Consider the following 26,299-nt stretch of genomic DNA (forward strand, 5'->3'; position numbering starts at 1 on the left):
AGGGTTCGACGTGAACGGTCTTTTGGTACAGGGCGGAGGCGACCTTTGTGCTTCCCTTGACGTACCTGGGGCACCGATCCACGTGGAAGAGGAGTGTAGTGCATACGCAGGAAGAATGAAGTCCTATCATCCATTAGAATGTCTCTATGGAGGTGTAGCAACGATAAATGCCACACAGGTTGTGGATCCGGTAATTCCAGATGGTTTCCAACAACTTTTTGTATTAACAAACGCATTTACACTGACAATACTCGATGTAAACACTGTTCCTGAATTTGATGTCAATCATGTAGGGTTTTACAGAATCCACAGTTTGGTTTATAATCCGGATACTTTAGATTTGAGTATCGTTCAATTTGGAGAAACTACCGCTTTTGATGTGCTTCCTTTATTGCAGCAAGGTGGCGGTAACATCTGCGCATCTTTGGATGTAAGAGGTGCAATATCCGTTGTGTTACCTAAGTTTTTCTGCCAGATATTTGGTGGGTTTAGTTTAGGTAAAGATTTTAATTCTGATGAAGATATAGTGAATAACTGGATAAACGAGTATGATAATTACAAGGATTTTGAAACTGCAATGCTAAAAGAGGTTACAAAAACAACAGTTTATCCTAATCCCGCAAGGCAAAATATCAATGTCAATACTATTGTGTTAGAGGATGAAGTTATAAGTTATTCAATCGCGGATATGCAAGGAAGAGTTTTAAATGTTGGAGAAATTTCCAATTTAGAAAAGGGCAACTACCAATTAAACGTGAGTAACCTAAGTAATGGTACATATATAGTACAATTTAATTCGGAGTTTAGAAATATATCAACTAAAATTCAAGTTCAGCGATAGGTTTCGTCACTAGATAATATAAAAGCCACCTACTTTTGGTGGCTTTTTCATTTTTTAATTTACAATTCTATATACAGGATAGTGCATATGCGAAGTTTCATAGAATTTACTGTTTTTATGTATCCAATCTAATTGAGCGTACCAGTTGTCTGCAAATTCTTTGTCGTATGTTTTTTTAAGATTGAAGTTTATTTGGAGTTGAGCATCCGTACTTAGTATTAGTCTCGCTTTGTCCTCCCAAACATAAGGTGAAAAGCCTTCTTTTTGCTGAAGAATGGAATCGAAAAAATTCCAGTTAAAAAATGAATCAACAGCTAATGGTTCTAAAGTCTCAATTAAGTAACGTAATGCGTTCTGCTCGGTAAAAATAAGATAGTCTCCTTGTTTAAATGCAACCTTAGAAATGGAAGTTTTAACTTTTGTATTGTAGTGCATATAATGACCCTCATAAGGTCTATTTCTTGTTTTGTAATCCTCAATTCTATAAGATTCAACGCTTATTATTGTGTCTTTTTGAAATTGAGACATTTCTACCTTGTTTAGCTCAAGTAATTCAATAACATTGTGCCAGCCTTGTGGTATAACATAAGCTTTTGGAATAGTGATTTCTGTTTTTGGTTTAAAATAATTTTGGTAGGTAATTTGCTTGGTGTAGGGTTTGGACTTATCATACTTTAATCTTTGACCACCGGTTAGCTGACTGGGTAGCATTTTACCTTCATAGCCCTTGAAATTCAATATAGAATATTTGCTTGTATCTATTTCCCAGGAAACAGGGTAAGCATCACCTACTTTCCACATTTTGTTTTGTTCCTGTCTTAAATCTTGTATTTTTTTTGAATCTGCTTCAACTATTTCTATCATACTAGCCAATAATTGGTAAGTGCCTTCAACTCTTTGTTTATATGGTTTTAGCATATGAGTCTCAACCATCATACCCAGTGTATTAAACAGTGTTGTGTAACCAGTTGAATAACGCGGATTATCAAAAAACTGTGAAAACCCTGAGTCTGGAGTTCTATTGAACACATTGACATATGGCGTTATATCCCAAGATTTATCTTTCAATTTATTTTCAAGATTTGACATCCATTCCTTATGAATATATTCTCCCAAGACACCTCCCATCTTATTGTGTTGCGTAAATAAATGGGTAAGAGTGTATTGATAATCTGCACCGTTGCTTACATGATTATCTATAAATACATCTGGTTTTACTAAATGAAAGATTTTTGCAAACGATTTTGCGTTTTTTGTATCTGATTTGATAAAATCTCGATTTAAGTCATAATTCCGTGCATTACCTCTAAAACCGTACTCCTTGGGGCCATTCTGATTGGTACGTGTGCCTGAGTTTCTATTAAGACTACCACCAACATTGTAGATTGGGATGGTAACTAAAATGGTGTTTTTTGGACGATTTATTTTACCTTGTACAATATCTCTATAAAGCATCATTGTGGCGTCAATGCCATCAGATTCTCCAGGGTGTATGCCATTATTAATAAATATAAACCTGTTTTCTTTTCTTAGTTTGTCAAAGTTATCTCCTGAACCTTTTGTATTAAGGGTAACAAAATGAAGAGGTTTGCCCGAATCTGTTTCACCTATTTCTTTAAGGGTTATTTCACTGTAAGAATTAGCTAATTCGCTATAAAACGCAATAGTTTCATCGTATGTTGCGGTTTCTAGTCCTTTACTCGCTTCAAAAACGGTAATGAATTTTCCGTTATCAGATTTATTTGAATCTGTTGTACAGGAACATACAATGAGAAATAAAAACAAAATTTTTTTCATATGTGAAAGATTGAAAAAACTAATTGGTTTGCGTCTTCAAACTTAAAGATTTTAACCCACAATATCTTCTTGAAACTAAAATTCAAACTTAAAAAATGAGTAATTTTGTTTAATACTTTAAAAACAGTAAATGCAACAGATTACCGATTCAATTTTAATGGTCAGGCCTATTAATTTTAGGATGAACGAACAAACTGCAGTTAATAATTACTTTCAAGAAGATTTGGATTTGAAGAATGCCGAAATTAATTCTAAGGCTCAAACCGAATTTGATGAATTTGTTGAAAAACTGAAAGCTGTTGGTATTAATGTTGTGGTTGTACATGATGATAAGCTAATGGATACTCCAGATTCAATTTTTCCCAACAATTGGGTTAGTTTCCATGCTAATGGAGATGTTGCCATATACCCAATGTTTGCCGAAAACAGGAGACTTGAACGTAGGGAAGAAGTATTTATACGTCTGGAGGAAGAAGGATTTAAGATTGAGAATATTGTTGACTATACCTCTGCGGAAGATGAAGGTATTTTTTTGGAAGGTACAGGGAGTATTTTAATGGATAGGAAAAATAGAAAAGCTTATTGTGCACTGTCTCCGAGAGCAGATGAGGATCTTTTTATAGAATTCTGTGAAGATTTTGAATACACACCTGTTGTGTTTACAGCCAACCAAACTGTTGGGAACAAACGCCTACCCATTTATCACACCAACGTAATGATGTGTCTGGCTGAGGATTTTACAGTCATTTGTTTAGACACAATTGACGATAAGAAAGAGCGAAAGAATGTTGTAAAGCATTTAAAGCAAGATGGGAAGGAAATAATTTCGATAACTGAAGGACAAATGCATCAGTTTGCTGGTAATATGTTACAACTAAAGGGTAGTGGTAATAAAAGGTATTTAGTAATGAGCGAGGCAGCACATAAAAGTCTAACCAAGGATCAAATTAATAGAATAGAAAAGTACTGCCCAATATTGTCGAGTTCCTTAGAAACAATTGAGACATGTGGTGGTGGTAGTGCACGATGCATGATGGCCGAGGTGTTTTTGCCGAGAGCCTAGCTATTCTAGAATAAATACACGATTGCAATTCCTACAAGCACTAAAGAATATGTAATCTTGAAGTGTTTATTTGAAGCTTCAGTACCAGCCTTTGCGCCAAAATAGTTGGCAACAAAATAACTGAAGAATAGGATTAAAACTAGATTCCAATCAATTGTTATCTCTAAATTATATTTAATATAAGCACCATAACTGACTGGAGGAACCAATATAGCAAGGCTCAGAGCACGTGCAAATTCTTTTTTTAGTTTGAATATACCTATTAAAACCGGAACCATTAAAACACCGGCACCAATGCCAAATAGACCACCAACTGTTCCAGTTAATGCGCCTAAAATCAAAATCCATAACCATGAAATTGAATCTCTATATTTGATGGAATTATAAGTCTTTCCTCTTAGAATAGGGACTATTTGAATAAATGCTATTAGAATCAAAATTAGTGCAAAAAGTAATTTGATATCCTGTTCACCTATAAGGAAAGCAACTACTGCTCCAATATAAGAGAAGGTACAATATGAAATTACACCAATAGCAATATTTAACCATTGTTGTTTAACATAATCGTATAGAGAGACAACTCCAAGAAGACTCATGGGCCCAAGCATCATGGTTAAAACATTACCTTGAGACTCTAATTGAGAAAATCCACAAATTAAAACTAGGAAAGAAACTAAGAACGGACCACCACCGATACCTGCATAGCCACCAACATAACCAATGGTCAATCCAAGGAAGATATAAATGTATAATTCACACATTTTATAAGTTTCTTTGATTAGATTCTTCTATATTTCTTTATTGCATATTTTTTTACAGTAATTAGCAGTGCAATTTACTACCAATATAGCACTAAAATTCTCATAGCCTTGCGAGGTTAGTACTTTTAAAAAAAGTAAAATTTAGTTTAAAGGCGCTTGTTTAGGTAATTCAATAAAGAATTTACTGCCAACATTTAATGTGCTTTCTACCCAAATCCTACCGTTGTTAAGCTCAACTAAATCCTTGGCAATTGTTAGTCCAAGACCCGTACCTTTTTCATTTTTTGTACCAACAGTGGTGAAGTTTTTGTTTGCTTTGAATAATTTATCCAAGTTCTCCTTAGAAATGCCCACACCTGTGTCTTCTACACAAATTAGTGCTTTGCCATTAACATCTTGGTTAGACACCGTTATGACATCTCCTGTTCTGCTAAACTTAACTGCATTGGTTATAAGATTTTGAATAACAATTTCGATCATACTCTTATCTGCGTAAACGAAATCACGTTGCGATTCGTCAATGAGAACAATGCGCTTGTCTTCTAATTTTTGCTCAACCAGTTCAATTTTATTTTGAAATACCTCTTGTATATTAAATAGTTCCTGTTTAGGTTCTAAATTTTGTAACTGTGATTTTGACCAATTCAATAAATTAAAAAGAAGGGCAGATGCATTATTAGCATTTTCGCTTAATTCAGGTATTAAGTCATTGAATTCTTCTTTTGAGATACTGTCTTCCTTTAACAAATCGAGAAATGCTTTAATAGAGGAAATAGAATCTTTAAGATCGTGTGAAACAATTGAGAACAATTTGTCCTTCACTTGATTAACTTCTTCAAGATGGTGTGTTTGCTCTAAAATTGCTTCATTTCTTACTTTTTCTAATTCAATAGCTTCTTTTTGTTCACTAACTTTTATTTTGTAGTGTTTCAGTTTAACCAAGCAGTAAATCAAAGAAGCTACTAATACTAATAAAGCAAGAATTCCTCCATAAAGATAAAGAGGATTCTTGCTTAACCAATTGTCATTTTTATCGTCGACGACGATAGGTTTTGAGCTATCAACAAATGGATCATTTTTAGTGAGGTCTATAGACCCTACATCAGTAGGGTAAACAGGTTGGTCTTCTTTGGATAATTCTTCTTTTAAATCGTAATATTTGTTCTGCCAGAAAAATGCATTTTGATAATAACCGCGAGTAGAATCTAATGCAATGTGGAGTTTGTAATTTTCAAGTAACGCTGCTTTATTATCTATTTTTTGCGCTATGGCATAAGCTTCGTTAAGTTGAAGTTCTGCTAGTCTTACTTTTTTACGTTGAAGATTCAAATTACCTATTGCATTTAAAGCCCTCAATAATCCTTCTTCATTGCCTTTTTTACGATTATACTTTAAACCTTCAACTAGTAACTCTGAGGCTTTTTCAAACTCTTTAAATTTGAGGTATTCACTACCTAGCTTAGGTAAAATTTCCCCTCTTAAATCTTCATCAGAGTTTGGTAAAGTCATATCTAGCACCTTTTCATAGTACTCAATAGCCTTTCTGTGTTCCTTTCTCAGCGAATATAAATCAGCGATATTTTTTGTGGAGTTTCGTATACCATCTAAATCATCAATTTGCTTCCTTATGCCAAGTGCCTTGAAATTAAAATCAATCGCTTTATCGATTTGGTTGGTTTTAAAATAGGCTTCTGCCAGATTATTGTATGCGCTACTTAGTTCGTCTTTTAAGCCTTTTTGCTCAAAAATATCAATGGCAGACAATGAATTTTGAAGACCAACAACATAGTTACCTCGTTTTATTTCTATGAGCCCAATACTGTTGCTTACTTTAGCTATACCAAGTGAGTCCTTAATTTGCAGGAAGTATTGACGTGATTTATTGTAGTTATCAATTGCATTATAGTAGTCATTGCGTTTGCTATAAATTAACGCACGGTAATAACTGCTTTCGGCAAGTCCTTTTACGTAGTTTAAGTCTTCAGCAAGTTTTGATGTTTGGTTAACATAAAGTAGGGCTTTTTTGTAATCCTCAATTTTGAGTAATTCTGAGATAAGTTCAATAGACAAATCTACTTTAGTAGAGTCTTGGTCTTGATATGCCAATTCTACAGTAAGATTGTCAATTATCTCATTTTGTGAAAAACACACTAATGAGAAAAAGAGAAAAACCAATGTAGGTAAACACCTCATACGCACGAAGTGTTACGATAAATTGAATTGTTTTGAGTTGAATAACTTTTTTTATGCAGGGATAGAAAATGTAAGTTCACGCAAAACAATAACAACTTGGTTAGTGTTTGATCCTTAAGCCTCATCAAAGTTTGGGACATTTGTTAATAGCCTATCAAAAATCAGACAATGCGCTCAAAAACACTAATTATAGGGTTTTAATACCAATAAATTAGATGAAACGCTAGATAAAATTCGATAAAAAAAAGCTCAATCGACTAAAGGTAAAAATCATAGAAAAACTACCATTTTATCGATAAAATGCAGAAATGGCATAAGTGTCTGTTTAACAATATTTTATGATATTTTTGCATAAATTAAATGGCAAACTAAGTATAATAGATTGGCATAAAAACACATATGTGTAAACAAATTTATCAATTAGATATTGGTATTAAATAATCTCTTGACCGAATTTTAAATGGTGCCATCGCAATCTAAGATTGCAAATTCTCTCATCCTATATGGATTATTTTCAATTTTGTCAATTGGATAAATTATGTTAAAGCAAGTAACTCGTTGGATAGAACATTTAAGTTTTCAACATCTCTATAAAAACTTGTATTTTCCAGGTATAACTTATTATTGCACTTCCAAAAATGAACCACAAACTGATTCATTTCACTAACCTCATAGCTTTCATTTAGATATCCAATCCTATCAAACCTTAGTTTAATTTTATGAAATTCTCTTGTATTCTTAAAGTTTAAGAAAGCCTGTGATGGTATACCATTGAGCAAGTATTTTTGGCCTTTTATTAATTTGTTTTTTGTGATATTGAAGTTAGGAAATTAAATTTTCTGAGACTGTTTTGAACCAATAAAACTCATATCTTTGCAGGCGTTTACAACTAGAATATTAAACCATAATGAATCTCCAGAAAACGTTAGAACTACGTGTAAAAGAGGCAGTGAAAAGTTTATTCGACAATGAACTATCTGATGTCGAATTTCAGTCAACACGAAAAGAATTTGATGGTGATATTACCGTAGTGGTTTTCCCAATGCTCCGCATTTTAAAAGGTAATCCCGCAGTAATTGGAGAACAGATAGGAAAATTCCTGAAAGAAAATGTTAATCTCGTAAAGGATTTTAATGTGGTTAAGGGCTTCTTGAATCTAGAAATTGATGATTCGTATTACATAAGCTTCTTCAATGACATTTTGAAAGACCAAAACTACGGATTTTCCAAAACAGTTGACCCTAAAGCTGTAATGGTTGAATATTCTTCACCGAATACAAATAAACCTTTACATCTTGGGCATATACGCAATGTGTTATTAGGTTATAGCGTTTCAGAAATTCTGAAAGCCTCAGGTAAGAAGGTATATAAAACTCAGATAATAAATGATAGAGGGATTCATATTTGTAAGAGTATGCTGGCGTGGAAACGATTTGGAAATGGAGAAACACCTAAAACCAGTGGATTAAAGGGTGATAAACTGGTTGGTAATTATTATGTAGAATTTGATAAGGTTTACAAAAAAGAAATACAGGAGTTAATAAATGCTGGAATGTCTGAGGATGACGCTAAGAAAAGCGCACCAATTTTGCTAGAGGCACAGGACATGTTGCGCAAATGGGAATCAGGAGATGAAGAGGTTGTGAATCTATGGGAAATGATGAATCATTGGGTTTATGATGGGTTTGAAGAAACCTACAAAGCAATAGGTGTAAATTTTGATGCCTATTACTATGAAAGTGATACATATCTTCTAGGAAAGGAATTTATAGCCGAAGGACTAAAAACTGGGGCTTTCTTCAAAAAGGAAGATGGTTCTGTATGGTGCGATTTAACCGAGGATGGGCTTGATGAGAAAATTGTACTAAGAAGTGATGGAACCGCTGTGTATATGACTCAAGACATTGGTACGGCCATTCAACGTATTAAAGACTATCCGGATGTTGGTGGCATGGTTTATACAGTTGGTAACGAGCAAGATTATCATTTTAAAGTACTGTTCTTAATATTAAAGAAGCTTGGTTTTGATTGGGCCGAAAATCTTTATCATCTAAGCTACGGAATGGTCGATTTGCCGAGTGGCAAGATGAAGAGTAGAGAAGGAACGGTTGTGGATGCAGATGATTTAATTCAAGAAATGGCCGATACAGCTGAAGAAATTTCGAAAGAACTTGGCAAACTAGATGATTACAATGAAGCTGAAAAGAAAGAACTCTATAAAATAATTGGACTAGGAGCTCTGAAATATTTCATTCTAAAGGTAGATCCAAAGAAAAGAATCTTGTTTGATCCTAAAGAATCAATAGATTTTCAAGGCAATACGGGACCCTTTATACAATACACCTATGCTAGAATTCAATCAATACTTAGAAAATCTGATAGTGCTGATTTAAGTGCAATAGAAGAGATTACTTTACACGAAAAGGAACGTGAACTTATTAAGCAATTAGAATTGTTTCCGGAAGTTGTACAGAACGCAGCTACTCAGCATAGTCCCGCATTAATTGCCAATTACACTTACGACTTGGTTAAAGAATTCAATTCGTTTTATCAAAATGTTTCGATTTTGGGTGCAGATTCGCAACAGGAAAAGACCTTTAGAGTAGCACTGAGTAAAATGGTAGGGACGACTATTAAAAATGCATTTACTTTGTTAGGCATAGCCGTACCTTCTCGTATGTAGGGTGACACTTCATTTTTTAACCATTTTTTGACTTAATAAACACTGCGTATTTAGTACCTTTGATAATAGCTAAGTTTAGCTATGTTCAATCTTAAAAATGCAAAAATGAAAAGGTTAAATGTTGAAATTAAATGGAGTGTTATTTGCCTTGGATTGATGTTTATTTTACAATCACCAAGCTTCGCTCAAAAAAATTATTCCGAGTTTAAAGGTAAGGTAGTTGATGCCAGAAATAATAAGGCTTTGGAGTATGTGAGCCTAAATGTATTAGAAACAAACATTAGTACTGTAACAAACTCTGAAGGTGAGTTTTTACTCAAGGTTCCTGAAACCTATAGTAATTCAAAAGTCGTAGTCGCTTTATTAGGGTACTCCAAAAAAGTATTAAACCTCTCAGACCTCTCAGATAATATTTCGGTAATAAAATTGGAAGAAGTCTATACAGAGCTTTCAGAAGTAAGTGTTTCAGCATTTAAGGACGCAGGAAGATTGGTAAGAAAAGTCTTCGAAGAAAAAGACAAAACTATTCAAAACGAATCGGTATATATGACGGCGTTTTATCGCGAAACAATAAAGCGTAGAAATAGAAATGTTTCGCTTACAGAAGCTGTGGTAAACATCTTAAAACAACCCTACACGTCTAAAAATAGAGATGCTGTAAAATTAGGTAAGGCAAGAAAAAGTACCGATTATAAGCGATTGGATACCCTTTCGGTTAAACTTCAGGGTGGACCATTCTCAACTTTGTATTTGGATATCATGAAATATCCTGAGTATATATTTACTGAGGAAACACTTGAGACCTACAGATTCACTTTTGATCCGCCGTCTACGGTTAACAACAAGAACGTATATGTTGTAGACTTTAAGCCAAGAAATAAAACTCTAGATTTAAGCTATTTTGGCAAACTCTATATAGACGTAGAAACTTTAGCCCTTGTAAGTGCGAGTTACTCGCTCGATGTCAGTAATAAAGGTAAATCAAGAAACCTTTTAGTTAAAAGAAAACCACGTGACGTGGTGGTCTATCCTTTAGAGGCTAATTATAAAGTAGATTACAAGCAACAAGGCAACAAATGGTACTACAGCTACTCAAACTTAAGTTTGAAATTTAAGGTGAATAAGAAACGTGAAATCTTTAACAAGGTTTATACCTTATCTAGTGAGATGGCAGTAACGGATTGGGAAATCAATACAGATGATCTGAAAATAAAACCAAAAGATAGATTGCGACCATCAGTAATTATTACAGATGCAATATCTGGATTTTCTGACCCGGATTTCTGGGGCGAATACAATCTTATAGAACCAGATAAATCTATAGAATCTGCGATCGAAAAAATTATAAAGAACATCAAAAAGGAAGAAGAAAGATTAGAGGAAAGCTTACCTTAATTAAACTGTCCTTTATTTTTCAATGCTTGATTTATATGCGCTATGTGATGGTTGCTATGCCAAGCATATAAACCTATTGCTTCTTCAATTCTATAGGTTTTATTGTGTTCTGGATGTATAAACTCCCGCTTTAATTCTACAGTATCTAAAGCTCTTAACATTATGCCTAGTTTTTGGTGAACGCCTTTAAGAATGGCAATTGCAGAATCTATTGGCTGGTTATAGTCAGCTAATTTCGCAAATCGGTCTTCAAAATAAGGACGAATTGTTGGTCTATGTTCGGTGAGCGCAAGTTTAAACCTTATTAAGCTGTTCATATGGCTGTCTGCGCAATGATGTATAACTTGTTTGATGGTCCATCCCTTCGGTCTATATTTGTAATTGAGTGCAGTTTCACTTAGGTTTTCGGTAATATGTACCAAAGCATCAGGTAGTTCTACGATATCATTTATCCAACCATTAATATGATTTGACGTAATGGCTTCAGGTATTTGACACTCACCTATTGGAAATCTTAAATTGTGGAATTCTTGCTCAGTCATAACAGTTTATTAGTTTGTTCTTTGTAATTAAATCTATAAGTGTACCCTATACTTAGATCAGTAAAATCTGCTTGTCCTAAGTTAGCATTTATATGAGCACCGATAAATATATTGTGCTTTGGTGCTTTTGTATTGGACCATAGATAATATTTTAATCCCATTCTAGATGATACAGTGCGTTTAATCTCATAGTACCAGTCTAATTCTCCCAAAACAACAATTGTTTCTCCATTGCCGCTAACAAAAGAATACCCTTGATTGAGCTGCCAATCAATTTTATAAAATGGTTTATAAATATTAAGGCCTAAGTCAAATTCAAATCCAATATGTCCTAAAAGTAATTCTGAAGTTGCAAAAAGCCCAAAATTTGTAGCATATCCAAAAGGGTTGTCTTTAAAATGTGGCAATTGCTCATCAACCAAATCCCCATCATTTTTTATGTAATCGTAATAGTGTTCATAGAATCTGTAATAGAAACCTCCTCCAAATTTAAAAGTGTTGTTTATTATTTTTCCAGCACTTATTGCGATTGAATATACTTCCTTTTTTGAGTTGAACTCCTCTGATAATACATTCTGTCCTATGCCAACCCGCCATGATATATAGGTTTGTGATTTGTTTGAAAATGAGTGTGCAGTATGGATTGGTTTAGGCTTGTATCTGGAGTCAAATTTAGCTGAAAGACTGAAGGCTAAAGAATTAAGGCCCTGATTAGGAAGTCTTGTGTGTCCGTTAGAATGATGTAAATAGCCTAATCCTAAACGGTAATCGGTTTTTTGTTTCTTGTAAATATCGTAATACAAAAATGATCTGAATGACCAATTTAAATCTGTGGTAATGGCCCTATTGAAAGGATTTTCAATTGCGTCAAATTGTGTGTTTGTGTATGAAGCACCAATTCCAATTTGAAGGTTTAAATTGGGAGTTGCTTTCCTCAATATTGCAAATTCTATAAATGGGTAAAGTGAAATAGCCTGCCCTATTTTGTCAGAATTACCAAAATCAGTATATCCCAGAGCGATTCCTGTTTTAGGATAATTAAGACGTGCTGCCCATTCTTTATTGGGTTTAAAATTATAGACACCATAACTGAGAAACACACTTTTTTGAAGACTTGTTTTAGGGAAATCTGTATTAGCTTCTAAGGTCTTACCTAAGTGCAATTCAACCAGAGTAAAATAAGGTTCTTCATCTATATTGAGGGCACTTTGAGCCCAAGAGCAACAAAAGCTAAAAACGATAGCTACAGAAAAATATGCATGCTTCGACTTGATTGGTTTTGGTTTAGTTGGTTAAACATAAAATTACTAAAACTTTAGTCTAACACTTAAATTAGGGGTAAACTTTAGTGCCTGATTATCAATTTGAAGAATTGAGTTGTCGGAATCTAAGGTGTAAAACCTATTAATAATATTGGTTTGGTTAAAGATATTCCATACAGATGCACCAACCTCCGCATTGATTTTCCTGCCCATATCAAAATTATAAATGGCCGAGATATCCGTTCTAAAATAACTGCTTATTCTTGAACTATTTGGGGCTTCGAATTCAATAGTACTATTGGAATTATCTTGCGCTGAAGCCGGTTCAGTAAACGGTCTACCAGAATGCCAATTAATGCCTAGTCCAATTTTAAAATTCTTAACATTATAAGTAAATGATGCATTTACAACATGTGTTAAGTCTAAGGTATTTGGAAAAGGACTGCCGTTATTCAAATTTTGAAAGGTGTAGTCATTTTTACTATAAGAATAGCTTATCCAGGTGCTAAAATCTTCAAACCGTTTATTTATTAAAAAGTCAACACCTTTAATTGTATATGACCCAATGTCATTTATGAATTGAAATTGATTTTGAAATCCCTGACTTCTGGCTGTAATGTTGTCTACAAATTTGTAATAGAACTCTGCTGATATAAGCAAGTCATTCTTATCATAGCTTATGCCAGCTGAAACTTGCTGGCTTTTTATCAATGGCACATCCTTACCATTTGCCAATTGCCATCGTCTTTTTTCAATACCAAAAAAATCTTGTTGTAAATCTATAATCTGTGTTATCGTTTGACTTTTTAATTCTGCCAAAATCTCAAGCCTAAAGTAGTCGTAAAATTTTTGATTAAAGGCTATTCTTGGCTCCATTACAACTTCCGAAAATTTATCGAAATAGCTCATCCGAGCCCCCAGCCTTACCGAACTATTCTTCGATAGGGAGTTCCATTCAACTTCACCATATAGTGAATGTGTCCTTACAACTTCCTTAATCAAACTTGTAAAAATAGGATTTGTTACATCTTCAAAATTTGTAACACCAGCTTCATTAAATTGATAACCGCTATTTATTACTAAGTTTTCACTTACAGATTTCGATAAATCTATTCGAATACCAGAATCTTCAACTTTATTTTCTTGTGTTAGAGTTTGGTTATTAGTCAGGTCGTTATTTGAAGCTTCTAAATCGTAATTGGAGTAATATGCTTCAACTGTTGTTTTAAAACTATTGCTCCAAAGCTTTGAATGTCTAACACTCGCTCCAAAACTGTTTTGATATAGATCACTCTGACTTTCTTGTATGTTATTCTGCGTTGTTGTAAAAACCTGATTATAATCTAAACCATTGTATATATTGAAGAAATTGATTCTAAGTTTTGAGGTGTTGTCTATATCATAGAGAAACTTTAAGTTAAAGTCATTAAAAACAAATCTTTCGTCTAAAGCAAGTTGTGTATTTGTGTTGTCGGTAGTATTTAGCTCAGAATCCCTGAAGATTCTATCAAAGTAGGCATCATAAGTTAAGGAGGCAAAAACATCAGTAAATGAACGTCTCGCCGAAAGTTGTACTGCTATTTTTTCTGATATCGGAATTTTTGCAAATCCATCAATACTTAATAGGTTAGCACCAATTCCGCCTTCAAAATCTCTTGTAATGTCATCAGAATTGCTTATAGAAATGAGACTTGAAACACCTCTGCCATATCTAGCGCTAGTGCCATTTTTAGAAATATTTACCTCGTCGGTTAAGTAGGGATTAAATGCTGAGATTAGTCCAAAAAAATGGCCACTTTGAAACATCCTTATGCCTTCATACAAAATTAGGTTTTGGTCATTGGTTCCACCACGAATATTAATATTTGAAATACGTTCATCTACGCTTACAATTCCTGGTAATTTTTGAATAATTTGTAGTACATCTGGCTCAATTAAACCAGGTAAAATAGTGAATGTTTTGGTATTTGCAGTAATAACGCCATTGTTGGTTTTTGAAATACCTTTAGTAAGGTAGTTTTTAACCACAATTTCCTCTAAATGTTGAACTATAAATTGATCTTTTTCTTCTAAAGGGACTATTGCTACAAAGCGATTGCTCAATATTTTAAAATCTAGTTTTAAGACGTTACTCAATTCCCTAAGTGACTGTCTTAGAGTTAGTTCTTCCTTAGGAAGAAGTGCTTGTTTTCCCTCGATGGTTTTTGGTTCAAACGAAAATTTAATATCAAATCTGCTCTCAAGAGTTTGAAGAATATTGGCTAGAGGTTGTGGTGTATCCTTTTCACTTTGACCATGGCTAAAGTTACAGAAGGCGACAAGAAAAAGAAATAAAACTATACGATAAAATAGTTTACTCACGTCTTAGTACAATAGATGAACCTGATTTACTGTAATCTAAATTTAGTGGTATTGTAATGGATTTCAATGCTAAATCTAAATTTTTATGTGTGAAACTACCTGTGAATAATCTTGAGGTATCAATACTGTCACTATTAATGGTTAATTTATAATGATTTTCTAATTCAGAAACAACATATTTTAATGGAATATTAGTAAAGCTACTTTCACCTGTAATCCAAGTAGGAGCACTTGTAATTTCACCTTCATACCTAATTGGTTTTCCATCAATAATAGCTATGGTGTTTCCGGGACTTAACTTTTTAGTTTTGCCATTAAATTTAACTGCTACTAGACCTTCATAACAGGTAACCTCAAAATATCCAGATCTTTGTTTTACATTAAATTGGGTGCCAAGGACTGAAACAACACCATCAGCTGTAATCACATCAAACTTTTCTCCTTTGGCAACTTTAAAAAAGGCTTCTCCTTCTAAATAGACATCCCGATTAGATTGCCATTTACTTTTATTAAATCGTAAGGAGGAATTGGCATTAAGTTCAACAGATGATGCGTCTGGCAATTCAATTGTTGTTTGTTGTGCTACTGTAGTATTAATGTTTGTGTCTAATGTATTGGTGTAAAAATAAATGCTGAAACCAATTGCAAGTACAGCAGCTATTCTTAACAATGGTTTAAACCAGGCCTTAGATGACTTTTTATCATTAAATTCTGCTTTTAAGGTTTTAAGATTTTTGTCTACGTCAAATTTTGGTGCTTTAAAGTCCCCAACAGCATTATTTAACCTAATGATATCCTCATAATCCGCTAATTGCTCAAAAGCTTTTTGCTCTTCAGAATTAAGGTTGTTATCTAACCACTTTAATATGAGATCTTCTCTTTTCATAATCGTTATTCAAGCATAAAACAGTTTAAATTCAAAAATTCCTACCCCAAAGTGAAAAATCTTTTATTTTAACTCCTCAATATCCTCTCTCAATTTTTTCAATGCACCATAAATACGTTTCTCAACAGCTTTGGTTGAGATATCTAAAAGGGATGCAATTTCCTTAAAGCGTTTTCCCTCAACTCTATTCATTAAAAAAGCAACACGTTGTGCTTCAGACAATTTAGCTAAAGCGTTTTGCAATTTTTGATGGTACTCTTTCTCTTGTAGCACAAATTCAGGACTTTCATTTGTAGCAGTTTTTTGTGGTTGCTTGTTGTATTTTAAAACTACCTTCTCATGAGCGACCTCGTTAAGCATTAAATTATTTGCTGTAGTAAATAAAAAACTCTTCGCTCTATCTGGAGTTATCTTGCTGCAATTTTGCCAAACCTTAATAAATGCTTCTTGAACCTTATCTTCTGGATTAAGTCGTTCACCAAATTTGTAGTATAAAAAATCATGCAAATTCTTTGCGTGTTTCTTGTAAAAACGCTCAAATAAGGATTGTTCGCAGATATTATCTTTAATAGGTTGGCTCATATCTATGTTGGCAAATTAAAAAATTTTTTAGTAGAACGGGTAGGAGTTTTTGTTTCTTAGTTGTTATATAGGTGAATCAACAAAATAAATACGTTATGAAGACCAAATTCAATCAACTCATCCTACTTGCCTTTTTTGCCCTATTGAGCTTTACGGCTTGTCAGAATGAAGAAACACAGATTACCAATCCGTCAGAACAAGAAACGATAGTTCCTAGTTCGGTATTAGCTAGTTTAATGAGCAATACAACTGCTAATTATGGTGCCTATGATGATGTTTTAGATGGTGCTAGCTGTTTTTCAATAGAATTACCGGTAACTATTATTGTAAGTGACATAACAATAGTTATTGAATCTGTAGAAGATCTTGATGAACTTGAAGATTTATTCGAGGAATTTGAAGGCAATGAAGATATTTTAGACTTCCTTTTCCCAATAACTATAATTTTTAACGATTATACAGAGATAGTCATTGAAAATCAAGAGCAGTTAGAAAACTTTATAGATGATTGTGACGATGACGATGATGAAGAAGTAATAGAATGTATTGATTTTGTATATCCTATTTCGTTCTCCATCTTCAATGCAGATTTTGATGTCATTGATACTGTTTCCATTGGTAGTGATGAAGAACTTTATAACTTCTTAGAGGAGCTAGAGGAAGATGATAATGCACTTATCGTTAGTTTAAATTATCCTATTACATTAGTATATGCTAATGGGGAAACAATTGAAGTTAATTCTAATGAAGAGTTAGCTGAGGCTATTGAAGCAGCAGAGGATGACTGTGATGACGATGATGAAGAATACGAATGTAATGAAGATAATATAGCTGAATTGCTAGTAGAATGTCCGTGGGATATTGATGATGAGTTTAATGACTTTGATAATTACCAAATTGAATTCAATGCAGATGGTTCTCTAGAAATAACCGAGGGTGATACAACAGCCATTATTGAAGGAAACTGGGAGTTAACCGATACTGATGATGGATTAAAATTAATCCTCTCCAACCTTACGGCATTTGAACAAGACTTAGGTGGTGTTTGGATTGTCACAGAGTGCGACGATGATTATTTAGAAATTGAAAGAGGAGACTTTACTATCGAATTAGATCAGGATTGTGATGACGATGAAGTAGATTGTTCGGTCGCAGAAATCAATGCTGGTATTGTCGAGTGTCCATGGTTATTGGAAACCAATCTAGTTGATACTACGGTTGCCGTTTATGTATACTTTACCCCAGATGGTCAGGTATTAAATGCTAATGGTAGTGAAACAGCAATTGGTGCATGGGATTTAACATTGGCTGGAGGCTATATTTATTTAACCTTAGAATTTGACAATGAATACCAAGTTCTCAATGGTCAGTGGAAAGTAGCAGAGTGTGAAGATGATGAACTATATCTAATAAATGAAGGTAATTATATCTATTTGGAGCAAGAGTGTGATTATGAGGAATTCTGTAGCGATGAGAATGTTGAGGTAAATTTAAAAGAGTGTGTATGGAATGTTGTAGACTATAATGGTAGCAACGATTTAGTTGAATTTGATTTTGACTTTACAGTAAATTATGATGTCTTTGTTTCGCTAAATGGTGATGTTGTTCAAGAAGGAAACTGGTCTGTGTCATCAAATCCAGGAGGACTTGTTCTTAATATCGAAATATTATTTGAAAATCTATCTGGTACATGGCAAATAATTGAGTGTGATGACGACAGATTAAAATTAATTAGGGAAAATGAGTATGTAATAATTGAGCGTGATTGTGATGTAAATGTTAATCCATTCGAGTGCTACGAAAATGATGGTTATGTATTAGAACAGTGTGATGACAATGGTGATGGTTTTGCGGTATTCAATATTTACGAAGCTGTACCAGATTGCAATACTGACCAGTCTGTAATCATTACGTTCCATACATCAGCTGTTGGTGCAGAAACAAATACTGATATATTAGAGGGTGCAACAGCATACACTAATACAAGTACGCCGCAGACTGTATACGTTAGGGTAACACTATTTGAAAATCAGGACGTATTTTATAAATATCCTGTAGAACTAATTGTTGAGAATTGTAATGAGGGTGTATTTGACTGTTTTAGTAATTTTGAGTTAGAAGAATGTGCAAATCCAAACGGTGTTGCAGAGTTCAATCTTAGTGCAAACACAATTGGATTAATAGATTGTCCTTATAACTTTACAGCCTCTTTCCACGAGACATTGGCCGACGCTGAGTCAGGTGGGGCATCTATTTCTAATTCGGAATCATATTTCTCAGATGGAGGAGAAGTTTATCTAAGAGTTGAATCAGAAACGGGTAATTTTGAAGTATATACAATCGTCTTGAATGTTCTAGACTGTAATCCATTTGAGTGTTTTGAAAGTTTTGATGCGGTAATTGAGAAGTGTGATGAAGGTAATGACGGCTTTGAAGTCTTTGATTTAACCATTGCTTTTGCTAATTGTACGCCCTCTGCAGATGTTGTGACATATCACGAAACACAAACGGACGCTGTTAGTGGCATTAATGCAATTGCCAACCCAGAAGCATATACAAATATTACAGTGCAACAGGTTTTATATGTAAGAGTGGAAATTGAAAACCAAGTTCAAGTTTTCCCGTTATCCATTTTTGTTGAAGATTGTGGACAAGGCGGTGACTGTACAGAGGGCGATGTAGATGGCATTTTAGCCGAGTGTACTTGGATACCAGTAAGCTATAATGGTGATGACAATTTAATTAATTGGATTCTAGATTTTGAAGCGAATAGCCAGGTTGTTATAATGTCTAATGGTGAAACTACCGTAACGGCAACATACACTACTTCAGAATCTGCAGATGGAGTGATCGTAACTTTTGATAATGTGGCAGAACCAGAAATTCAGGCTTTGTCAGGTAGCTGGGTGGTAGTAGAATGTTCTGCTGAGGTATTACAACTACAAAATGATAATGTAAATCTTGTATTAGAACGAACTTGTGACTAAGAAGAAGAACCGCTATTAAGTAAGTTAGTATTTTTTAGTAAGTTTAAGTTGATGGAAAGAGTTGCTCGCCGCTGAGCAACTCTTTTTTATTGATTTATCATTAATACTAGCCTTCTATAATTATAAATCTACCATTCGTTTATCTCTCGTAAATTCTTAAATTTGCATCTTCAAAAGAGATAAAGATTATGTTCAATAATTTAAGTGAGAAGTTAGATAAGGCGTTACACGTACTCAAGGGACATGGAAGTATTACAGAAGTAAATGTTGCAGAGACCCTAAAGGAAGTAAGACGTGCGCTTTTAGATGCCGATGTTAACTTTAAGATTGCTAAACAATTTACCAATAAAGTAAAAGAAAAGGCGCTTGGTCAAAATGTATTGACAACTTTACAACCAGGCCAATTAATGGTTAAAATTGTAAAGGACGAGCTTACCGAATTAATGGGTGGTGATGCAGAAGGTATAAATCTATCGGGCAATCCTAGTGTAATTTTAATGTCAGGTTTACAAGGTTCTGGTAAAACAACTTTTTCGGGTAAGCTGGCCAACTATCTCAAAAACAAAAAGACCAAGAAACCACTATTAGTTGCGTGTGATGTGTACCGTCCAGCAGCAATAGATCAGTTACATATCGTTGGAGAACAAATTAATGTTGAGGTTTACAGTGACAAGGGCAACAATGATCCTGTGGCCATTGCACAAGCAGGTATTGCTCATGCAAAAGCTAATGGACATAATGTGGTTATAATAGATACAGCAGGTCGTTTGGCTGTAGATGAAGCTATGATGACCGAAATCTCAAACATTCATAAAGCAATACAACCACAAGAGACTTTGTTTGTTGTGGATTCGATGACAGGTCAGGATGCTGTAAATACAGCAAAAGCCTTCAACGACATCTTGAATTTTGACGGTGTAATTCTAACAAAGTTAGATGGTGATACAAGAGGCGGTGCCGCAATATCTATCAAGTCCGTAGTTAATAAACCAATTAAGTTTATTGGTACTGGTGAGAAAATGGAAGCCATTGATGTCTTCTATCCATCACGTATGGCTGACCGTATCCTTGGAATGGGAGATGTTGTTTCGTTAGTTGAGCGTGCCCAAGAACAATTTGATGAAGAAGAAGCGCGAAAGCTTCAAAAGAAAATTGCAAAGAACCAATTTGGTTTTGACGATTTCTTGAAACAGATTCAACAGATCAAAAAGATGGGTAATATGAAAGACCTCATCGGAATGATTCCTGGTGCTGGTAAGATGATGAAAGATGTAGATATTGATGATGATGCATTTAAAGGTATTGAAGCTATCATTCATTCTATGACTCCAGGTGAGCGTTCAAATCCATCAGTATTAAATGCGAGCAGAAAGAAGCGCATAGCAAAGGGTTCAGGTACAACAGTTCAAGAAGTAAATCAATTGTTGAAGCAGTTTACCCAAATGAGTAAAATGATGAAAATGATGCAAGGTGGTGGTGGAAAGCGTATGATGCAGATGATGAAAAATATGCCTAGATAATAACATTAAACAAACCATTAGTGATGACAATTTTAGACGGAAGAAAAACTAGCAATGATATTAAGAACGAGATAAAAGCAGAGGTTGATAAAATGAAAGCTAATGGTGAAAAGGTGCCTCACCTTGCCGCTGTTATTGTTGGTAATGATGGTGCTAGTCTAACTTATGTTGGTAGTAAGGTAAGGGCATGTGAGCGCGTAGGTTTTGAGTCTACAATGGTACGCATGGCAAATACTACAAGCGAGATTGAATTACTTGATAAGATTGATGAGTTGAATAATAATGACGATATCGATGGTTTTATTATTCAGCTACCTTTACCACCTCAAATTAATACTCGAAAGGTATTAATGGCCGTGAATCCAGATAAGGATGTAGATGGTTTCCATCCAATGAATTTTGGGAAAATGGCTTTAGATATGTCTACATTCATTCCTGCAACGCCATTTGGAATTCTGGAATTATTAGACCGTTACGGCGTTGAAACCGATGGTAAGCATACGGTTATTATAGGTCGTTCTCACATTGTTGGGAGACCAATGAGTATACTTATGGGTCGTAAAGGCTTCCCTGGAAATTCTACCGTCACTTTGACGCATAGTCATACTAAAAATATTACTCAAATCACATCTCAGGCAGATATTATTATTTCAGCGTTAGGTATTCCAAATTTCTTAAAAGCAGAAATGGTCAAGGATGATGCTGTAATTATTGATGTTGGTATAACTCGCGTCCCTGACGATTCTGAAAAAGGTTATTATATCACAGGAGATGTAGACTTTGAAAATTGTAGTAAGAAAGCTAGCTATATTACACCTGTTCCAGGAGGTGTTGGTCCAATGACCATTGCCATGTTATTAAAGAATACCTTATTGGCTAGAGACCAACATAGAAAAAATAAGTAATGAGGTACTTATTTTCACTTCGCAAATAGTTGAGACATGTCCTTAAAAGCTTTAAACTCTAAAGCATTACCAGAGGGATCTTTAAAAAACATTGTGGCCTGCTCTCCAACTTGCCCTTCAAAGCGTATATAAGGTTCTATGATAAATTCAATGCCTTTTGATTTTATACGGTCGGCAAATTCTTTGAAGGAGTCCCAAGGCAGTACCACACCAAAATGTGGAACAGGAACGTCTTTGCCATCAACAGCGTTAGTGTGTGAATCTTCCTTAGTCTTTGGTTTATAATGAATGACCAATTGATGTCCAAAAAAGTTATAATCTACCCAGTGGTGACTGCTTCGACCTTCTTCAAAGTTTAAAACATTGGTATAAAATTTTCGGCATTCTTCTAAATTATCTACTGGAATAGCCAGATGGAATGGTGAAAGTTGTGTCATTATTTTGTTCTTTTATTACTTCGATTATTTGGCTGATAGGTTTTTTTTGAATCCCTGATTAAGGTATTCAGTTTGTCTAATTCATTCAATGTCAGCTCTCTGTATTTTCCCACTGGAACATCGAGTTCAATATTCATTATTCTAACACGCTTTAAGGTTAATACATTATAATTCAGATAATCACACATACGTCTTATCTGTCTATTTAAGCCCTGCGTTAGTATTATACTGAAGGTGTATTTATCTATTTTTTTAACTTTGCATTTTTTTGTGCGCTGACCGAGTTCCTCAATATAAATACCACCCGACATCCGCTCAATAAAGGTTTGAGAAATGGGCTTGTCTAATGTTACTATATATTCTTTTTCATGGTTATTACTGGCTCTGAGAATTTTATTTACAATATCACCATCGTCAGTAAGAAGTATAAGACCTTCACTAGGCTTATCTAATCTGCCGATAGGAAAAATTCGTTTAGGGTAATTTATATAATCAATAATGTTGTCTTTTTCAACACGTGTATCTGTTGTGCAAACAATACCCACAGGCTTATTAAAAGCGAGGTATACAAAGTCTTTCTTTTGTCCGCCAATCGTTTCACCATCAACCTTAACAATATCATCAGGACTAACCTTTGTGCCCATTTCAGGAACAATATCATTAATAGTTACTCTACCCGCATCAATTAAGCGATCGGCTTCTCTGCGGGAGCAGTAACCTGCTTCACTGAGATATTTATTTAACCGTTTTAATTGATCTGTCATTTTTTCTTATTAAGGAAATTTATAATACTAGGCGTAATAGATTTATCTTTTAAACTATGACCATAACCAGTAGTGGTAATCAATTCAGCGTTTTTATAACGATTTGCAAAAAGTAGCGCGTCTTCGTAAGGAATAATCTTGTCCTTTTTATCATGTATAATTAATCCCTCTGCTTCGATGTCTTTTGTAAAATTCGCTGCTGAAAAATAATCAGTAGGTTTCCCAAAACGCTCCAAAACAATCCGGTCTAGACCTTCGGAAATCCTATGGTTGTAGCCCATCATGGATTTATATCTAGTGAAAACGCCTGTAAAATGGGCCGGTGCGCCTAATAAGACAAGTTTCTTTACAAAATCCAATTGGTGATTATGCATACAAAAAACACTGGCCATGCCACCAACCGAATGACCAATTAAGGCCTCTGGTTTATAGGTTTCTGCAACAACATTGATAAATTCAGAATAAAGAACCGCATTAAATTGTTTACCACCAGATTTTCCATGCGCTGGACCATCTAAAAGGATAATGTTATAATCTTCGGCAATTAAGTCTTCAAATAAATATGACCATCGTGATGCATTACTTTCCCAGCCGTGGGCTAACAATATGGTTTTAGAATTTCCCTCAAAGTGATAAGTGGCAATCGTATGATTTTCATATTTAAGTAAATTATAGTCTGCTTGTTCTAGAGTTTTTAATTGAACTTCATTGTATCGTCCTTTTCGAGGTGATGCAAACAGATTCAAGGCCTTTTTCGAGGCATACTTGGAAGAAATTAAACTTGTTGCGTTTAATGCTGTACCTATTGACTTTATGACTAAACTACTCATTGTGTGTCTTCTCTATGAACGGAATTTATTGAAAATGCAGGAATACATATAGCAATGTACTCGCATGGTTCCGTGAACGGATTTGAATACTGCAATCTTGTATTTTTTTCAATCTTTATAGACTGCCCTGCTTCTAAAACGATAGTCTCATCTTCAATGATAAACTGCTTTTTACCCTTAATGATAAAGGTGAATTCGTCAAATTCAGGTGTTTGAAAAGGTTCACTCCAACCAGGAGGTGCAACCATATGAGCAATACTAATCTCTGAGTTGCGGACTGAAGCTAAACCAAAATGTTCTTTAATAAGTTTGCCATCGTTAGTAGGCACTATAAACGGTGTGGTTTGGACTGTATACTTCTTAATTTTCACCTTACCAATGAATTATAAAATAAGTTATCTTGGTAGGACCTGGGATCTGAATAGGATCGATAGATGTCTCTGTACTAAATCGTAATGCTGTGGGTAAATCATTTTTATCTATAGTGAAAGAGGCATTGATTTCATTCACCGAAACAACTAATGAATTGTCTATTAATCTGTCTATTTTTGATATATTATATGCTTCGTTAATAGCTTTAAATGTACTGGTAACAGAAATGTCTTTTTTTGTTTTGAATCTGCTATCAAGTATTGAAATACTTGAAACAACAGATGTAGAATCTAAAGCTTCTCTCGGTGTAAGGTCTAGTAACTTCTTACCGCCTTTTTCAAATATCTCTATACTATTTACAGAGCCTGCAAATTCGTCTCCTGCTACATAGCGCACAACAGAATCGTTTGCAAAGATTGCGTCAAGCTCTTTAACTTGTGTAGAATCCGTAAGCAATCCTATTTGGTGCTTAGAAATTAGGAAGGGGTCTGGTGCATTTTCTTTCGAACAACTTACAGCTAGAAGTGCACAGAGTATTAAAACAATATAAGTGTTTTTCATAATTAGATTTAAATTTATTTAAGCATTTTGGTTAGTATTCCTAGTACGCTTCTAATTACAGTAGGACTAGATAAAACCTTCACGATAGGGTTTTGCCTTGTTCTACGTCTGCCCGAGGATGAAGTTTTTCTTTTAGTTTCTGCTTTTTTAAGAGCTTCTTGTTCTTCTTGGGCTTTTCGTTTAGCCTCTTCTGCTTCTGCTTGTTCAATCTTTTTGTTCAGCATTTCATAAGCACTATCGCGATCAATTTCTTCGTTGTATTTTCTTGCTAATTTAGACTGTGCCAATAGAGCACCTAGTTCAGATTCTGTGAGAATATCCATGCGGCTCATTGGTGCACGCATCATAGTTGCAGCCAGAGGTGTTGGCTTACCTTTCTCATCTAGAGCAGATACTAAAGCTTCTCCAATACCAAGTGAAGTGAGTACTTCTGCAGTATCGTAATATTCCGTATCTGGATAATTTTGAGCTGTAAGCTTAATGGCTTTTCTGTCTTTTGCCGTGAATGCGCGAAGCGCGTGTTGTACTTTAAGCCCTAATTGCCCTAACACTGCTTCCGGAACGTCAGTTGGATTTTGAGTAACAAAATATAAGCCAACTCCCTTACTACGTATCAGTTTTACAATACTTTCTATTTGATTAAGCAAAGCATCCGAAGCTTCATTAAAAATGAGGTGCGCTTCATCAATGAACATAATGAGTTCAGGTCTCCCGCTATCACCTTGCTCAGGAAAGGTCGAATAAATTTCAGCTAGTAAGCTCAGCATAAAGGTTGAAAAAAGTTTCGGCTTGTCTTGAATGTCCGTAAGTCTTATGATATTGATATACCCGCGTCCATCTTTGTCTAAACGAAGCAAATCTTGCGTATCAAAAGACGTTTCACCAAAGAATAGATCGCCACCTTGCTGTTCCAATTCAATAAGCTTTCTTAAGATGGCTCCGGTGGATGCCGTCGAAATTCTACCATAAGCTTCTTGAAACTCTTCTTTACCTTCACCTGTTGCATATTGAAGGATTTTTTTGAAATCTTTGAGGTCTAAAAGGGGTAATTTATGATCATCACAATATTTAAAAATTACTGAGATAATTCCAGCTTGGGTTTCAGTAACATCCAATATTCTAGAAATCAAAACAGGTCCAAACTCACTGATGGTTGCCCTTAATCGCACACCATCCTGTTCGGACAAGGTGAGGATTTCAACAGGGAACTCTTTTGCATCAAAAGGCAATCCGATTTTTTCATGACGCTCATCGATTTTTGGATGACCAGGGCTTGCCTTTGCCAGACCACTTAAGTCTCCTTTTATATCCATCAATAATACAGGTATACCCTTTTCTGACAAGTTTTCGGCAAGTACTTGTAAGGTTTTTGTTTTACCAGTACCTGTAGCACCTGCAATTAAACCATGTCTGTTCATTGTTTTAAGAGGAACATTAACAAAAGCGTTCGTCATGGTTTCGCCTCCTAACATGGCAGCACCCAGTGTGATAAAGTCTCCCTTAAAAGTATTGCCTTGTTTTATGTCATTTATGAATTTTTCCGATTTCGTCATGCTT

The 26,299-nt window shown here is 34.6% G+C and carries 21 protein-coding genes; 7 read left to right on the forward strand and 14 right to left on the reverse strand.

Translation table 11 applies throughout. From position 1 onward, the window contains the following. The coding region (locus LBU54_RS14320) for a T9SS type A sorting domain-containing protein (protein WP_224531516.1) at positions 1-841 on the forward strand (841 nt) is incomplete at its 5' end. Positions 842-895: 54 nt separating this feature from the next. Here the strand turns inward: LBU54_RS14320 and LBU54_RS14325 are convergent. Further along, positions 896-2,638: a M14 family metallopeptidase gene (locus LBU54_RS14325; protein ID WP_224531519.1), complete on the reverse strand. Its 1,743-nt coding sequence runs from the start codon at positions 2,636-2,638 to the stop codon at positions 896-898. A 130-nt stretch (positions 2,639-2,768) separates the two neighbouring features. On the opposite strand from LBU54_RS14325, the gene ctlX reads away from it, so the two are divergent. Beyond that, positions 2,769-3,701, forward strand: coding sequence for a citrulline utilization hydrolase CtlX (gene ctlX, locus LBU54_RS14330; RefSeq protein WP_224531521.1), 933 nt, complete (start codon positions 2,769-2,771; stop codon positions 3,699-3,701). A 5-nt stretch (positions 3,702-3,706) separates the two neighbouring features. Here ctlX and LBU54_RS14335 read toward each other — a convergent pair whose 3' ends face one another. Beyond that, complete coding sequence (locus tag LBU54_RS14335) at positions 3,707-4,462, reverse strand: sulfite exporter TauE/SafE family protein (RefSeq protein ID WP_224531523.1); 756 nt, start codon at positions 4,460-4,462, stop codon at positions 3,707-3,709. Between the two features lie 141 nt (positions 4,463-4,603). After that, positions 4,604-6,655, reverse strand: coding sequence for a tetratricopeptide repeat-containing sensor histidine kinase (locus tag LBU54_RS14340; protein WP_224531525.1), 2,052 nt, complete (start codon positions 6,653-6,655; stop codon positions 4,604-4,606). 907 nt (positions 6,656-7,562) lie between these two features. Between LBU54_RS14340 and argS the strand changes: the two genes are divergently transcribed. Further along, entirely contained in the window at positions 7,563-9,338 is a 1,776-nt protein-coding gene (gene argS, locus LBU54_RS14345) for an arginine--tRNA ligase (protein WP_224531527.1), read from the forward strand. 105 nt (positions 9,339-9,443) lie between these two features. Then, positions 9,444-10,733 carry a carboxypeptidase-like regulatory domain-containing protein gene (locus LBU54_RS14350; RefSeq protein WP_224531529.1) on the forward strand — a complete coding sequence of 430 codons (1,290 nt, stop codon included), beginning with the start codon at positions 9,444-9,446 and terminating at the stop codon, positions 10,731-10,733. Here the strand turns inward: LBU54_RS14350 and LBU54_RS14355 are convergent. The 5 genes from LBU54_RS14355 to LBU54_RS14375 form a co-directional block, all read right to left on the reverse strand. After that, positions 10,730-11,275 (reverse strand): YfiT family bacillithiol transferase, encoded by a 546-nt coding sequence (locus tag LBU54_RS14355; RefSeq protein WP_224531532.1) that lies wholly within the window; start codon positions 11,273-11,275, stop codon positions 10,730-10,732. The genes LBU54_RS14350 and LBU54_RS14355 overlap by 4 nt on opposite strands. Further along, a complete protein-coding gene (locus tag LBU54_RS14360) occupies positions 11,272-12,438 on the reverse strand; it encodes an acyloxyacyl hydrolase (protein WP_224531535.1) in 1,167 nt (388 codons plus the stop codon). Before LBU54_RS14360 ends, LBU54_RS14355 begins: the two co-directional genes overlap by 4 nt. 144 nt (positions 12,439-12,582) lie before the next feature. Beyond that, the gene (locus LBU54_RS14365) at positions 12,583-14,898 is read right to left on the reverse strand and encodes a TonB-dependent receptor plug domain-containing protein (protein ID WP_224531538.1); all 2,316 of its coding nucleotides are present in this window, start codon (positions 14,896-14,898) and stop codon (positions 12,583-12,585) included. Next, positions 14,891-15,784 carry a FecR family protein gene (locus LBU54_RS14370; protein WP_224531541.1) on the reverse strand — a complete coding sequence of 298 codons (894 nt, stop codon included), beginning with the start codon at positions 15,782-15,784 and terminating at the stop codon, positions 14,891-14,893. Before LBU54_RS14370 ends, LBU54_RS14365 begins: the two co-directional genes overlap by 8 nt. Positions 15,785-15,847: 63 nt before the next feature. Next, the gene (locus LBU54_RS14375) at positions 15,848-16,366 is read right to left on the reverse strand and encodes an RNA polymerase sigma factor (protein ID WP_224531544.1); all 519 of its coding nucleotides are present in this window, start codon (positions 16,364-16,366) and stop codon (positions 15,848-15,850) included. A 95-nt stretch (positions 16,367-16,461) separates the two neighbouring features. On the opposite strand from LBU54_RS14375, the gene LBU54_RS14380 reads away from it, so the two are divergent. The 3 genes from LBU54_RS14380 (at position 16,462) to LBU54_RS14390 (ending at position 21,778) form a co-directional block, all read left to right on the forward strand. Further along, a complete protein-coding gene (locus tag LBU54_RS14380; protein WP_224531547.1) occupies positions 16,462-19,353 on the forward strand; it encodes a hypothetical protein in 2,892 nt (963 codons plus the stop codon). A gap of 188 nt (positions 19,354-19,541) precedes the next feature. Next, positions 19,542-20,873 carry a signal recognition particle protein gene (gene ffh / locus LBU54_RS14385; protein ID WP_224531550.1) on the forward strand — a complete coding sequence of 444 codons (1,332 nt, stop codon included), beginning with the start codon at positions 19,542-19,544 and terminating at the stop codon, positions 20,871-20,873. A gap of 23 nt (positions 20,874-20,896) precedes the next feature. After that, positions 20,897-21,778 (forward strand): bifunctional 5,10-methylenetetrahydrofolate dehydrogenase/5,10-methenyltetrahydrofolate cyclohydrolase, encoded by an 882-nt coding sequence (locus tag LBU54_RS14390; RefSeq protein WP_224531753.1) that lies wholly within the window; start codon positions 20,897-20,899, stop codon positions 21,776-21,778. A 14-nt stretch (positions 21,779-21,792) separates the two neighbouring features. Here the strand turns inward: LBU54_RS14390 and LBU54_RS14395 are convergent, their stop codons facing one another. The 6 genes from LBU54_RS14395 to LBU54_RS14420 are packed head-to-tail and all read right to left on the reverse strand — an operon-like array spanning position 21,793 to position 26,295. Further along, a complete protein-coding gene (locus tag LBU54_RS14395; RefSeq protein ID WP_224531553.1) occupies positions 21,793-22,215 on the reverse strand; it encodes a VOC family protein in 423 nt (140 codons plus the stop codon). Next, complete coding sequence (gene rluF / locus LBU54_RS14400; protein WP_224531557.1) at positions 22,215-22,979, reverse strand: 23S rRNA pseudouridine(2604) synthase RluF; 765 nt, start codon at positions 22,977-22,979, stop codon at positions 22,215-22,217. The genes LBU54_RS14395 and rluF overlap by 1 nt, the downstream gene beginning before the upstream one ends. Continuing rightward, entirely contained in the window at positions 22,976-23,809 is an 834-nt protein-coding gene (locus tag LBU54_RS14405) for an alpha/beta hydrolase (RefSeq protein ID WP_224531560.1), read from the reverse strand. Before LBU54_RS14405 ends, rluF begins: the two co-directional genes overlap by 4 nt. Next, entirely contained in the window at positions 23,806-24,174 is a 369-nt protein-coding gene (locus LBU54_RS14410; protein WP_224531754.1) for a cupin domain-containing protein, read from the reverse strand. Before LBU54_RS14410 ends, LBU54_RS14405 begins: the two co-directional genes overlap by 4 nt. 7 nt (positions 24,175-24,181) lie before the next feature. After that, positions 24,182-24,742: a hypothetical protein gene (locus LBU54_RS14415; RefSeq protein ID WP_224531563.1), complete on the reverse strand. Its 561-nt coding sequence runs from the start codon at positions 24,740-24,742 to the stop codon at positions 24,182-24,184. Positions 24,743-24,756: 14 nt separating this feature from the next. Beyond that, complete coding sequence (locus LBU54_RS14420) at positions 24,757-26,295, reverse strand: helicase HerA-like domain-containing protein (RefSeq protein WP_224531566.1); 1,539 nt, start codon at positions 26,293-26,295, stop codon at positions 24,757-24,759. Between the last annotated feature and the right edge of the window lie 4 nt (positions 26,296-26,299).

Origin of the sequence: Winogradskyella alexanderae, from assembly GCF_020166335.1 — a bacterium.
GTDB lineage: Bacteria > Bacteroidota > Bacteroidia > Flavobacteriales > Flavobacteriaceae > Winogradskyella > Winogradskyella alexanderae.